A 12,886-nucleotide genomic window follows, 5' to 3' on the forward strand; every position below is an offset into this window, starting at 1 on the left:
CGACGGGGCGACGGGCGTCGCCGGGACACATGGAGGTCAGCTCGTGACCGTACGCGTGGGCATCAACGGGTTCGGCCGCATCGGCCGCAACTTCTGGCGGGCCGCCGCGGCCAGCGGCAAGGACATCGAGATCGTGGCGGTCAACGACCTGACCAGCCCCGAGGTCCTGGCCCACCTGCTCAAGTACGACAGCATCCTGGGCGTGCTCGGCGAGGACGTCGCCGCCTCCGACGGCGGCATCGACATCGCCGGGAAGACGATGAAGGTCCTGTCCGAGCGCGACCCGGCCGCGCTGCCGTGGGGCGACCTCGGCGTCGACGTCGTCGTGGAGTCCACCGGCTTCTTCACGAAGGCCGACGACGCCCGCAAGCACGTGGACAAGGGCGGCGCCAAGAAGGTCGTCATCTCCGCGCCGGCCACCGGCGACGACCTCACCATCGTCATGGGCGTCAACCACGACAAGTACGACGGCTCGCAGACGATCATCAGCAACGCGTCCTGCACCACGAACTGCCTGGCCCCGCTGGCCAAGGTGCTCAACGACGCCTTCGGCATCGAGCGCGGCTTGATGACGACGATCCACGCCTACACCGCCGACCAGAACCTGCAGGACGGCCCGCACAAGGACCTGCGCCGCGCCCGCGCCGCCGCGCTCAACATCGTCCCGACCTCGACCGGTGCCGCGAAGGCGATCGGCCTGGTGCTGCCGGAGCTGCAGGGCAAGCTCGACGGCTACGCCATGCGCGTCCCGGTCCCCACCGGCTCGGCCACCGACCTCACCGTCCAGCTGACCCGCGAGGCCTCGGCCGAGGACGTCGACGCCGCCTACCGCGCGGCCGCCGAGTCCGGCCCGCTGGCCGGGATCCTCACCTACACCTCGGCGCCGATCGTCTCCTCCGACATCGTCACCGACCCGGCCTCGTGCATCTACGACGCGAAGCTGACCAAGGTCTTCGGCCCGATGGTCAAGGTGCTCGGCTGGTACGACAACGAGTGGGGCTACTCCAACCGGCTGGTCGACTCCGTCGAGCTCGTCGGCGCCTCCCTCTGATGCGGTCCCTCGACGACCTGCTCGCCGAGGGGGTGTCGGGCCGGCGCGTGCTCCTGCGCGCCGACCTGAACGTCCCCCTCGACAAGCAGACCCGGGCGATCACCGACGACGGCCGGATCCGCGCCAGCCTGCCCACGCTGCAGGCGCTGCGCGAGGCCGGCGCCCGCGTCGTCGTCGCGGCGCACCTGGGCCGGCCCAAGGGCGCGCCCGACCCGCAGTACTCGCTGGCGCCGGTCGCCGCGCGGCTCGGCGAGCTGCTCGGCGTCGAGGTCCCGCTGGCCTCCGACGTCGCCGGGAACGACGCCCGCGCGCGGGCGTCGTCACTGCCCGACGGCGGGGTCCTGCTGCTGGAGAACGTCCGCTTCGAGGCCGCCGAGACGTCCAAGGACGACGCCGAGCGCGGAGAACTCGCCGACCGGCTGGCCGCGCTCGCCGACGTCTTCGTCGACGACGCGTTCGGCGCCGTGCACCGCAGGCACGCCTCGGTCTACGACGTCGCCGAACGGCTGCCGCACGTGGCCGGCCGGCTCGTGGCCACCGAGCTCGACGTCCTCACCCGGCTGACCCGCGACCCCGACCGTCCCTACGTCGTGGTGCTCGGCGGGTCGAAGGTCAGCGACAAGCTCGCCGTCATCGAGGCGCTGCTGCCCAAGGTCGACCGGCTGCTGGTCGGCGGGGGCATGTGCTTCACCTTCCTGGCCGCGCAGGGCCACGGCGTCGGGACGTCGCTGCTGGAGGCCGACCAGGTCGACACCTGCCGCCGGCTGCTGGCCGAGGCGGGGGAGCGGATCGTGCTGCCGCTCGACGTCGTCTGCGCGCCGGAGTTCAGCGCCGACACCGAGACCACCGTCGTCCCCGTCGACCAGATCCCCGACGGCCAGATGGGTCTCGACGTCGGCCCGCGCACGGTCGAGGCGTTCGGCGGCGAGCTGGCCGGTGCGCGCACGGTGTTCTGGAACGGCCCGATGGGCGTCTTCGAGCTGGCTCCCTTCCAGGCCGGCACCCGCGGCGTGGCCGAGGCCGTGGCCGCCGTCGACGGGCTGTCGGTGGTCGGCGGGGGCGACTCGGCCGCCGCGGTCCGCCAGCTCGGCCTCGACGAGGCCGCCTACGGGCACATCAGCACCGGCGGCGGCGCGTCGCTGGAGTACCTCGAGGGCCGGGAGCTGCCCGGCCTCGCGGTGCTGGCGGACTGAGGAGGCAGCGATGGCACGCACCCAGCCGCGCGCTCCGCGCACCGGCCGCCGGCCGCTGATCGCGGGCAACTGGAAGATGCACATGACGCACCTGGAGGCCATCGGCCTGGTGCAGAAGCTCGTCTTCAGCCTCACCGAGAAGGACCTCGACGAGGCCGAGGTCGTCGTCCTGCCGCCGTTCACCGCGCTGCGCAGCGTGCAGACGCTGGTGACCGGCGACAAGCTGCCCGTCGGCTACGGCGCGCAGGACCTGTCGGCGCACGACTCCGGTGCCTACACCGGTGAGGTCAGCGGCGCGATGCTCGCTGCTCTGGCCTGCGGTTTCGTCGTCGTCGGCCACTCCGAGCGGCGCGCGCTGCACGGCGAGGACGACGCCACGGTCGCGGCGAAGGTGCAGGCGGCCCTGCGCCACGGCCTCACGCCGATCCTGTGCGTCGGCGAGGGCCTCGACGTCCGCCGCGCGGGGAACCACGTCGCGCACTGCACCGACCAGCTCGACGCCGCGCTCGCGGGGCTGTCGGCCGAGCAGGTCGCCGGCATCATGCTCGCCTACGAGCCGGTCTGGGCGATCGGCACCGGCGAGGTGGCCACCCCCGAGGACGCCCAGGAGGTGTGCGGCGCACTCCGGTCGCGCCTCGACGGGCGTTTCGGACCGGAGACGGCCGGGGTGGTCCGTATCCTCTACGGCGGGTCGGTGAAGGCCGCCAGCACGGCCGGGATCCTGGCCGGGCCGGACGTCGACGGCGCACTCGTCGGGGGCGCGAGCCTCGACGCCGACGAGTTCGCGCAGATCTGTCGGATCGCCGCGGGGGGCACCAGCTAGCCGCCCGCGGCCGAACGGGGGTGGGTGGGTGGGCAGCACGCTGCAGCGACCCACCCGCTCCCGCTCCTCGCGCCTCCCCGCGTGGGTGACGGGCGCGCCGGGGCGCGTCCTCGGGCTCGTCCTCGTGGTCCTGCTCGTCGTCGCCGTGGCGGTCAGCTGCAGCGGCGGGGGCGACGGCGACTCGGGCGTCCCGGTGCTCGGCGACGGCCCCGACGCCGGCGTCGAGGGTGTCCGCGCCCCCTCCGACGAGGCCGGCGGCACGCTGCGCGTGGTGACCAGCGAGGTCGACAGCCTCGACCCGCAGCGGTCCTACCAGCCCGGCGTCTGGAACCTCATGCGGCTCTACACCCGCACCCTGGTCACCTACGCCAGCGAGCCCGGGCGCACCGGCGAGCTCGTGCCCGATCTCGCCACCGACACCGGCACCACCCCCGACAACGGGCTGACGTGGACGTTCACCCTCAAGGAGGGTGCGCTGTTCGAGGGCGGGGCGCCGATCACCTCCCGCGACGTCAAGTACGGCATCGAGCGGTCCTTCGCCTCCGACGTCGTCGTCGGCGGGCCCACCTACGTCGTGGACCTGCTCGACGACCCCGACAACCCCTACGCCGGGCCCTACCAGGACGAGGACCCGAACGAGCTGGGGCTGGCGGCGATCGAGACGCCCGACGACCGCACGATCACCTTCCGCCTGCGGTCGGCGCAGCCGGACTTCCCCTACGTGCTGGCGCTGCCCTCGAGCAGCCCGGTGCCCGCTGCCCACGACACCGGCGCCGCCTACGGCAGCGACCCGGTGTCCTCCGGCCCGTACGCGATCACCACGGTCGACGCCGCCACCGGCATCGTGCTCGACCGCAACCCGCAGTGGGACCAGGCGACCGACGAGGTCCGCACGGCGCTGCCCGACCGGATCGTCGTGCGCACCGGCCTGTCCAACCTCGAGCGCGACCAGGCGCTGCTGGCCGGGTCGGCCGACGTCGACATCTCCGGCACCGGACTGCACGCGGCGACGGAGTCCCGGCTCGCCGAGGGCGCCGGCGGGGACGTGCCGCTGGCCGACCGGGTCGACGACCTCACCACCGGCGCCGTGCGGCTGCTCGCGCTGCCCACCGACGTCGCGCCGATGACCAGCCCCGACTGCCGCGCCGCGGTGGCCGCCGCCATCGACCGCCGCGCCGTCCAGGAGACCGTGGGCGGTCCCGACGACGCCGTCCGGACCTCGCAGCTGTGGCCGCGGTCGCTGGACGGCGGGCCCGAGGACCCCGACCCCGGTCCCGACCCCGACGCCGCCCGGGCCGCGCTGGAGGCCTGCGGGCAGCCGGAGGGCTTCAGCACCGTGCTGGCCGTCCCCGACGCGGCGGCCAGCGTCGCCGTCGCGGAGGAGGTCCGCGACCAGCTCGCCGAGGTCGGGATCACCGTGGAGGTGCGACCGCTGCCGGCGGCCACCTTCTACGCCACCGACGTCGGCAGCCCGGACAACGTCGCCCGCAACGGCTTCGGCATCGTCCTGGCCACCTGGACCGCCGACTTCCCGACGCCGGGCTCGTTCCTCGTGCCGCTGGTGGACGGGCGCTCGATCAGCCTGGTCGGCAACACCGACTACGCGCGGCTGGGCGACCCGGCGATCTCCGCGCTGGTCGACACCGCCCGGGCGGCCGCCGACCCGGAGACCGCGCGCAGCGCCTGGCGGGACGTCGCGACGGCGGCCGGCGCCACCGGTGCCTACGTGCCGCTGGTGGAGACGCGCGTGCAGCTCCTGGCCGGGCAGCGGCTGCACAACGGGCTGGTCATGGAGCCCTACGCCGGCCACGACCTGGCCACCGCGGGCGTGCGCTGACCGGGACGTCCCGGCGCTCCGGTTAGGCTGGGCCCGTGTTCGAACTCGTCCTCAACGTGCTGCTGGTCCTCACCAGCGTGATGCTGGTGGTGCTGATCCTGCTGCACCGTGGCAAGGGCGGCGGCCTGTCCTCGATGTTCGGCGGCGCGGTCTCCTCGCAGCTGTCCGGGTCCTCCGTCGTCGAGAAGAACCTCAACCGGCTCACGGTGATCGTCGGCTTCGTCTGGGCGGTGTGCATCGTGACCCTGGGGATCCTGCTCAAGGTCTGACCCCCGCTTCCCGCAGGTCGGCGCGAAAACGTGATCGAGGGAACACCTCCCAGGCCATAGACTGCCCGGGCGGTGCGTCCTGCACCGCCAGGTCCGTCCACAAGGGGGCGCTCGTGGCTGGTGGCAACGCGATCCGGGGTACCCGGGTCGGCGCGGGTCCGATGGGAGAGGCCGAGCGCGGAGAAGCAGCGCCGCGGCACCGTGTCGGGTACTGGTGCAGCTCGGGGCACGAGACGCGGGTGGCCTTCGCCGCCGACGCGGAGGTCCCCGAGTCCTGGGACTGCCCGCGCTGCGGACTCCCGGCCGGGCAGGACGCGCAGGCCCCCCCGCCGGCCCCGCGGACCGAGCCCTACAAGACCCACCTCGCCTACGTGCGGGAGCGGCGCAGCGACGCCGACGGCGACGCGCTCCTCGAGGAGGCACTCGCCAAGCTCCGCGCACGCCGCGGCGCCTAGGACCCCCAGCTGACGGCCCCGGTGGCGGAGCGGTGCTCCGCCACCGGGGTTCCGACGTGCCCTCAGTCGGCTCCGGGCAGCCGGCTCGCCGCCGCGGCGTCGAGCAGCCAGCGGGTGGCGCGGCGGCCGCGGGCGCCGGCGGCCGGGATCTCGGTGCGGTCGGCACCGCCCAGTGCGCGGGCCACGGCCTCCGCCTTGCCCGCGCCCGACACCAGCAGCCAGACCTCCTCGGCGGCGGTGATCGCCGCGAAGCCGAGACTCACCCGCGTGGGCGGCGGCTTCGGGCAGTCGCGCACTGCGATCACCGTCCGCTCGTCGGTCGCGGCCGGCGAGTCCGGGAAGATCGAGGCCACGTGGCCCTCCGGGCCCATCCCCAGCAGCAGGACGTCGAGGCGGGGGAGCGGACCGTCGCCGGCGGCGTCGGACAGCGTGCCCGCGTACCAGTCCGCGGCCTCCTCCGGGGTGTCGAAGCCGGCGTCCGCGGCCGGGATCGCGTGCACCCGCCCCGGCGGGATCCCGACGCGGTCCAGCAGCGCCTCGCGGGCGCCCTTCTCGTTGCGCTCGTCGTCGTCGGCGGGCACGAAGCGCTCGTCGCCCCACCACACGTCCACGGCCGTCCAGTCGACGTCCTGGCCGGGCGCCGGCTCCTCGGCCAGCCCCGCGACGTGCCGCAGCACCGCCGTGCCGATGCCGCCGCCGGTGAGCACCACCGACGCCGTCCCGTGCACCGCCTGGGCGGCGGCCAGCCGGGCGACGAGCGCGGAGCCCACCGCCCGCGCCAGTAGGTCGGCGTCGGGCTCCACCACGACCTGCAGACCGGGGACGGCGACCGCCTCCGGCAGTGCCGCGACGATGCGGTCCCCGGGCGGCAGCGTCACCGGACCGCCTCGGACTCGGAGTCGGGCTCAGCGTCGGACGCGGACTCCGGCGCCGTCGGGTCGGGGGTGTCGTGCTCGCCGTGCTCGGCCACCTCGTCGGTGCCCTCGGAGTCCGGCGGCACCGTCGGGGCCTCGCCGTGCGGGCTGCCGGCGCCGACGTCGTCCGCGGCCCGCGCCGCACCCTTGGGCTCGGCCGGGTCGACCCAGACGTGCGCGCGCACCGGGGCACGGCCGACCAGGCCGCTGAGCCCGGTCGTGGCCTCCAGCGCCTCGGCGTAGGGCTCGTCGGGGTCCAGCCGGCGCAGCTCCTCGCCGAGCAGGTCGCCGAGCGGGCGGTCCGGCAGCGCCATGGTGGCGTCGGCCCGGTAGGGCTGGCTGATCACCGCGCCGCCACGGCGGTCGGCGTGCACCCGGACCTCCTCGTCCTGGTCCAGGGTCAGCAGCACCGAGTCGATGCCGGTGACGCCGGGGTGCCGGGTGGCCTGCACGACCTCGCTCGGGCTGCCGGTACGCGAGGCGATCCAGCCACTGAGCAGTTGCGCGGTGGCCGCGCCGGGGTCGCCCTCGATGCGCGCGCCGAGCACCCGGACGGCGTCGCCCCGGCGACCGGAGACGGAGTCCAGCGCGGAGGTGAGCGTGGCCCGCCAGCCGGTGGCGCGGGTCCAGGCGAGGTCGGTGTCGCCAGGGGCGTAGTCCTGGGCACGGGTGCGCAGCGCGACCATCTGGTCGGCCGCGGAGGTGCTGTCGGTGATCCGCCGGTCGGCGATGACGGCCAGCGCGTCGGTGGTGAGCTGCCGCGGCGGCTCGGTGTGCCACCAGGTGACCACCGGGGCGTCGGCGGCCAGCAGAGGGAGGACGACCGACTCGGCGTGCAGCGCCAGCCGCCCGTACATGCGCATCATGACCGCCTCGCCGGGGCCGAGCCGCCCGCCGATGGACACCTCGGCGTCCAGCCGGGGCACCGGTGCCTCGATCTGCCGACGGACGACGACGAGGATCCGGCAGGGGTGCTGCTCGGCGGCGACCGTCGCCGCCTCCTCGGCCTCGGCGACCCGGCCCTCGTCGGCGACGACGACCAGGGTGAGCGCGACGCCGGAGAGCACCGCCCCGCCGGTGCGCCGCTGGGCGGCGAGCTCCTTGACCACCGCAGAACCGGTGGTGTCCCACAGCGTCGTCACGGGGTCTCCTCTGCTCGGGTGGGCCGGCCGTTCACGGACGCCGCCACCGGCGCCCCTCGGCGGCCAGCATCTCGTCGGCGGCGCGCGGGCCCCACTCGCCGGCCCGGTACGGGTGCGGCGTGCTGCCGGACCAGAACTCCTCCAGCGGGTCGATGACCGCCCAGGACGCCTCGACCTCGGCGTTGCGCGGGAACAGCGTCGCGTCGCCCAGGAGGACGTCGAGCAGCAGTCGCTCGTAGGCCTCGGGGCTGGCCTCGGTGAATTGCTCGCCGTAGAGGAAGTCCATGGACACGTCCCGGACCTCCATGACGCTGCCGGGCACCTTCGACCCGAACTTGAGGGTGACCCCCTCGTCGGGCTGCACGCGCACGACCAGCTGGTTGTTGCCCAGCTCCTCGGTGTCGGTGTCGGCGAAGGGCAGGTGCGGCGCCCGCTTGAACACCAGCGCGATCTCGGTGACCCGGCGGGGCAGTCGCTTGCCGGTGCGCAGGTAGAACGGGACGCCGGCCCACCGCCGGGTCTCCACGCCGAGCCGGACGGCGGCGAAGGTCTCGGTGTCGGAGCCGGGGTCGACGCCCTCCTCCTGCCGGTAGCCCTTCGCGCGCTGGCCGGCCAGCCAGCCCTGCTCGTACTGCCCGCGGACGGCGAAGCGGCCCAGGTCCTCCGGCAGCGACACCGCGCGCAGCACCTTGAGCTTCTCGGTGCGGATCTCGTCGGCCGAGAACTCGACCGGCTCCTCCATCGCGGTGAGTGCCAGCAGCTGGAGCAGGTGGTTCTGCAGCACGTCGCGGGCCGCGCCGGTCTTCTCGTAGAAGCCCGCCCGCCCGCCGATGCCGACGTCCTCGGCCATGGTGATCTGCACCGAGTCGACGTGGTGGCCGTTCCACACCGGCTCGAACAGCTCGTTGGCGAACCGCAGCGCCATCAGGTTCTGGACGGTCTCCTTGCCCAGGTAGTGGTCGATGCGGAAGACGTCCTCGGCGCTGAACACCGAGTCGACCAGCTCGTTGAGCTCCCGGCTGGAGGCCAGATCGGTGCCGAAGGGCTTCTCGACGACGACCCGCCGCCACCGGTCGGGCGTGCTCTCGGCCATGCCGGTGCGCTGCATCTGCTTGAGCACGACCGGGAACATCGCCGGCGGGATCGACAGGTAGAACGCCGCATTGCCGCCGATGCCGTGGCTGCTCTCGAGGTCCGACAGCGCGTTGGCGAGCTCGTCGAAGGCGTTGTCGTCGTCGAAGGAGCCCTGGACGAACCGGACGTTGCTCGCCAGCCGCTCCCACACCTCCTCCCGCCACGGGGTGCGGGCGGCGTTGCGGGCCGCGTCCCGGGCCAGCTCGGCGAAGTCCTGGTCACCCCAGTCCCGCCGGGCGAAGCCCAGCAGCGCGAAGTTGGTCGGCAACAGCCCCCGGTTGGCCAGGTCGTAGACCGCCGGGAGCAGCTTCTTGCGGGCCAGGTCGCCGGTGATGCCGAAGACGACCAGGGCGCACGGCTCCGGGACCCGCGGCAACCGCCGGTCCCGGGGGTCGCGCAGGGGATTGGGGATCACAGGCCCTCCTCGTGGGGCCGGAGAGCGGACGCTCAGCCGAGGGAGTCGGGCACCCGGCCGGTGCCGGCGGACCGGTCGGCCGGGTGCGGGTGGAGCAGCGGGGTGGACTCCGGCGTCAGGCCTTGTCCTGGAGTTCGCCCTTGACCGAGTCGGTCAGCTCGTCCCACGAGTCGACGAACTTCTTGACGCCCTCGTCCTCGAGCACGCGGAAGACGTCGTCGAGGTCGACCCCGGCGTCGGCGATGGCCTTCATCGTGGCGGCGGCCTCGTCGTAGGTCTTCTGCACCGGGGTGCCGGGGGTGCCGTGGTCGGCGTAGGCCTTCAGGGTCTTCTCCGGCATCGTGTTGACGGTGCCGGGGGCGATCAGCTCGCTGACGTAGAGGGTGTCGGGGTAGGACGGGTCCTTGACGCCGGTCGAGGCCCACAGCGGCCGCTGGGGGTGGGCGCCCTTGGCCTCGAGCGCCTTCCAGCGGTCGGAGGAGAAGACCTCCTCGTAGGCCTGGTAGGCCAGCTGGGCGTTGGCCAGGGCGGCCTTGCCCTTGAGCTGGTCCGCGCCGACCTTCTCCAGCCGCTTGTCGATCTCGGTGTCCACGCGGGACACGAAGAACGAGGCGACCGAGGCGATCTGGGACAGGTCGGCGTCGGCGTCCTCGGCCACGCGCTGCTCCAGGCCGGAGAGGTAGGCGTCCATGACGGCGCGGTACCGCTCGAGGCTGAAGATCAGGGTGACGTTGACGCTGATCCCGCGGGCGATCGACGTCGTGATCGCCGGCAGGCCCGCCTCGGTGGCCGGGATCTTGATGAAGAGGTTCGGCCGGTCGACCAGCCACCACAGGTGGGCGGCCTCGGCGGCGGTCGCGTCGGTGTCGTGGGCCAGGCCCGGCGCCACCTCCAGCGACACGCGGCCGTCACCCGGCTGCCGCTCGGCGACCGGCGCGAGCAGGTCGCACGCGTCGCGCACGTCGGACGCGGTGATCGTCCGCAGCGCCTCCTCCACGCTCACCTTCCGCACCGCGAGGGCGTGCAGCTGGTCGTCGTAGGACTCCGACCCGCTGATCGCCGCGGCGAAGATCGTCGGGTTGGTGGTGACGCCGACGACCGAGTACTCGTCGACCAGCGACTGCAGGTTGCCGCTGCGGATGCGGTCGCGCGACAGGTCGTCGAGCCAGACGGCGACGCCCGCTCGCGACAGCTCGGCCAGCTTCTCGTTCTGTGCCATGGTTCTGCCTTCCGTTCGGACTGGGCCGGGGCCTCAGCGGTCGCCGGTCGGGTGGGGGAGGCCGCCGGTCGCCGCGACCGGGCCGGCCGGGACGGCAGTGCCGGAGCGGGCGGCCTCGAGGGACTCGCGGGCGGCGACGACGACGGCCTCGTCGGTGAGGCCGAACTCCTCGTACAGCACGGAGTACGCCGCGCTCGCGCCGTAGTGGGTCAGCCCGACGATGCGCCCGGCGTCGCCCACGAACTCGCGCCAGCCCATCGGCACGCCGGCCTCGACGCTGACGCGCGCGCGGACCGTGGGCGGCAGGACCTCGTCCTTGTAGGCCTGGTCCTGCTCGGCGAACCACTCGACGCAGGGCACCGAGACCACGCGGGCCGGGACGCCGTCGGCCTCGAGCCGCTCGCGGGCGGCCACGGCGATCTGCACCTCCGAGCCGGTGCCCAGCAGGATCACCTCGGGCTGCCCGTTCGAGGCGTCGGCCAGGACGTAGGCGCCGCGCGCGGTGCCCTCCGCCGAGCCCATCGCCGAGCGGTCGAACACCGGCAGGTTCTGCCGCGAGAGCAACAGGCCCGCCGGGCGGTCGTTGTGCTCGAGGATCGTCCGCCAGGCGACGGTCACCTCGTTGGCGTCGGCCGGGCGGACGACGTCGAGACCGGGGATGGCCCGCAGCGCGGCGAGGTGCTCGATCGGCTGGTGGGTGGGGCCGTCCTCACCCAGGCCGATCGAGTCGTGGGTCCACACGTAGGTGACCGGCAGCTGCATGAGCGCGGCCAGGCGCACGGCGCCGCGCATGTAGTCGGAGAACGTGAGGAACGTGCCGCCGTAGACGCGGGTGCCGCCGTGCAGCGCGATGCCGTTCATGACCGCGCCCATGGCGTGCTCGCGGACGCCGAAGTGCAGGGTGCGGCCGTAGGGCCCGCCGCTCCACATCTTCGTCTGGCGGTCGGCCGGCAGGAACGACGGCTCGCCCTCGACGGCGGTGTTGTTGCTCTCCGCGAGGTCGGCCGACCCGCCCCACAGCTCCGGCAGCGCCGGGTAGAGCGCGGCGAGCACCTTGCCCGAGGCCTTGCGGGTGGCCACGCCCTTGGGGTCGGCGTCGAAGGTCGGCAGGCCGTCGGCCCAGCCCTCGGGCAGCCGACGCTCGCGCATGCGGGCGAGCAGCGCGGCGCGCTCGGGCTGGTCGGACTCCCACGCGGAGAAGCGCTCCTGCCACTCCGCGTGGTCCTTCGCGCCCTTCTCCACCACCGAGCGGGCGTGGGCGATGACCTCGTCGTCGACCTCGAAGCTCTTCTCCGGGTCGAGGCCGAGGACCTCCTTGGTGGCGCGCACCTCGTCCTCGCCGAGCGCGGAGCCGTGGGCGGCGCCGGTGTTCTGCTTGTTCGGCGCGGGCCAGCCGATGATGGTCCGCAGCACGATGATCGAGGGGCGGCCGGTCTCGGCCTTGGCGGCGGCGAACGCGGCGTCGACGGCGGCCAGGTCCTCGCCGTCGTCGACGTGCTGCACGTGCCAGCCGTAGGCCTCGTAGCGCTTGCCGACGTCCTCGGTGAAGGCGACGTTCGTGTCGTCCTCGATGGAGATCCTGTTGTCGTCGTAGACGAGGACGAGGTTGCCCAGCTGCTGCGTGCCGGCCAGCGAGGAGGCCTCGCCGCTGACGCCCTCCTCCAGGTCGCCGTCGGAGGCGAAGGCCCAGATGGTGTGGTCGAAGAGGCTCTCGCCCTCGGGGGCGTCGGGGTCGAGCAGGCCGCGCTCGCGGCGGGCGGCCATGGCCATGCCGACGGCGTTGCCGACGCCCTGGCCGAGCGGGCCGGTCGTCGTCTCCACGCCGGGCGTGTGGTTGACCTCGGGGTGGCCCGGGGTCCTCGAGCCCCAGGTGCGCAGCGCCTGCAGGTCCTCGAGCTCCAGCCCGTAGCCGGAGAGGTAGAGCTGCACGTACAGCGTCAGGCTCGAGTGGCCCATGGACAGCACGAAGCGGTCGCGGGCCACCCAGTTCGGGTCCGTGGGGTCGTGCCGCAGCCACTTGTGGAACAGCAGGTACGCCGTCGGGGCCATGCTCATGGCCGTGCCGGGGTGGCCGTTGCCGACCTTCTGGACGGCGTCCATGGCCAGCACGCGGGCGGTGTCGATGGCCCGCCGGTCGAGGTCGCCGAAGCCGTCGGGCAGCGTCGGGTTCGGCTGGCGCGGCGAGCCGGTGGGCGAGTCGCTGGCGGCCTCGGCGGGGGCCTCGGACTCCGTGCTCTTCGTGTCGTTGGCCTGGGTCATGTCGGGCGGAACTCCTCGAGGTCGGCCGTGCGCGGCGCCGTCCGGGGGACCGGTGTCCCGTGCTCCCGGGCGGACGGGGGAGGTGCGGTGCGGTGGTGCGGCGGCGCAGTGGGTGCGGCTGCGTCCGGAGTCCCCATCGACCCGTGACCTCCGTCGTCGGCGACGGCCCTACCCG

General features: G+C 74.1%; 11 protein-coding genes. 6 read left to right on the forward strand and 5 right to left on the reverse strand.

Annotated features, from left to right (window positions below; all coding sequences use genetic code 11):
• The first annotated feature begins 43 nt into the window (after positions 1–43).
• The 6 genes from gap (at position 44) to FN207_RS18290 (ending at position 5,628) form a co-directional block, all read left to right on the forward strand.
• The gene (gap, locus tag FN207_RS18265; RefSeq protein ID WP_142459891.1) at positions 44–1,051 is read left to right on the forward strand and encodes a type I glyceraldehyde-3-phosphate dehydrogenase; all 1,008 of its coding nucleotides are present in this window, start codon (positions 44–46) and stop codon (positions 1,049–1,051) included.
• Complete coding sequence (locus tag FN207_RS18270; RefSeq protein WP_142459892.1) at positions 1,051–2,244, forward strand: phosphoglycerate kinase; 1,194 nt, start codon at positions 1,051–1,053, stop codon at positions 2,242–2,244. The genes gap and FN207_RS18270 overlap by 1 nt, the downstream gene beginning before the upstream one ends.
• 10 nt (positions 2,245–2,254) lie before the next feature.
• Entirely contained in the window at positions 2,255–3,067 is an 813-nt protein-coding gene (gene tpiA / locus FN207_RS18275) for a triose-phosphate isomerase (protein WP_142459893.1), read from the forward strand.
• Between the two features lie 28 nt (positions 3,068–3,095).
• Entirely contained in the window at positions 3,096–4,904 is a 1,809-nt protein-coding gene (locus FN207_RS18280; RefSeq protein WP_246066164.1) for an ABC transporter substrate-binding protein, read from the forward strand.
• Positions 4,905–4,939: 35 nt separating this feature from the next.
• Entirely contained in the window at positions 4,940–5,173 is a 234-nt protein-coding gene (gene secG, locus FN207_RS18285; RefSeq protein WP_110907318.1) for a preprotein translocase subunit SecG, read from the forward strand.
• 113 nt (positions 5,174–5,286) lie between these two features.
• Positions 5,287–5,628 carry an RNA polymerase-binding protein RbpA gene (locus tag FN207_RS18290; protein WP_142459894.1) on the forward strand — a complete coding sequence of 114 codons (342 nt, stop codon included), beginning with the start codon at positions 5,287–5,289 and terminating at the stop codon, positions 5,626–5,628.
• Positions 5,629–5,690: 62 nt separating this feature from the next.
• On the opposite strand, the gene pgl is transcribed toward FN207_RS18290, so the two are convergent.
• The 5 genes from pgl to tkt form a co-directional block, all read right to left on the reverse strand.
• Positions 5,691–6,506 carry a 6-phosphogluconolactonase gene (gene pgl, locus FN207_RS18295; protein WP_142459895.1) on the reverse strand — a complete coding sequence of 272 codons (816 nt, stop codon included), beginning with the start codon at positions 6,504–6,506 and terminating at the stop codon, positions 5,691–5,693.
• Positions 6,503–7,684, reverse strand: a complete 1,182-nt coding sequence (locus FN207_RS18300) for a glucose-6-phosphate dehydrogenase assembly protein OpcA (RefSeq protein ID WP_142459896.1) — start codon at positions 7,682–7,684, stop codon at positions 6,503–6,505. Before FN207_RS18300 ends, pgl begins: the two co-directional genes overlap by 4 nt.
• A gap of 31 nt (positions 7,685–7,715) precedes the next feature.
• Positions 7,716–9,233 (reverse strand): glucose-6-phosphate dehydrogenase, encoded by a 1,518-nt coding sequence (gene zwf / locus FN207_RS18305; RefSeq protein ID WP_142459897.1) that lies wholly within the window; start codon positions 9,231–9,233, stop codon positions 7,716–7,718.
• 115 nt (positions 9,234–9,348) lie between these two features.
• On the reverse strand, positions 9,349–10,452 hold the full coding sequence (gene tal, locus FN207_RS18310) for a transaldolase (RefSeq protein WP_142459898.1): 1,104 nt from the start codon (positions 10,450–10,452) through the stop codon (positions 9,349–9,351).
• A gap of 33 nt (positions 10,453–10,485) precedes the next feature.
• Positions 10,486–12,711 (reverse strand): transketolase, encoded by a 2,226-nt coding sequence (gene tkt, locus FN207_RS18315; RefSeq protein WP_142459899.1) that lies wholly within the window; start codon positions 12,709–12,711, stop codon positions 10,486–10,488.
• Positions 12,712–12,886: the final 175 nt, after the last annotated feature.

The sequence above is a fragment of the Geodermatophilus aquaeductus genome, from assembly GCF_900182545.1.
GTDB lineage: Bacteria > Actinomycetota > Actinomycetes > Mycobacteriales > Geodermatophilaceae > Geodermatophilus > Geodermatophilus aquaeductus.

What these genes read in the sequence shown, in the direction of transcription:
- FN207_RS18270 (WP_142459892.1), top strand. Translation starts at nt 1,051, where the DNA reads ATGCGGTCCCTCGACGACCTGCTCGCCGAGGGGGTGTCGGGCCGGCGC.
- tpiA (WP_142459893.1), top strand. Translation starts at nt 2,255, where the DNA reads ATGGCACGCACCCAGCCGCGCGCTCCGCGCACCGGCCGCCGGCCGCTG.
- tal (WP_142459898.1), bottom strand. Translation starts at nt 10,452, where the DNA reads ATGGCACAGAACGAGAAGCTGGCCGAGCTGTCGCGAGCGGGCGTCGCC.
- tkt (WP_142459899.1), bottom strand. Translation starts at nt 12,711, where the DNA reads ATGACCCAGGCCAACGACACGAAGAGCACGGAGTCCGAGGCCCCCGCC.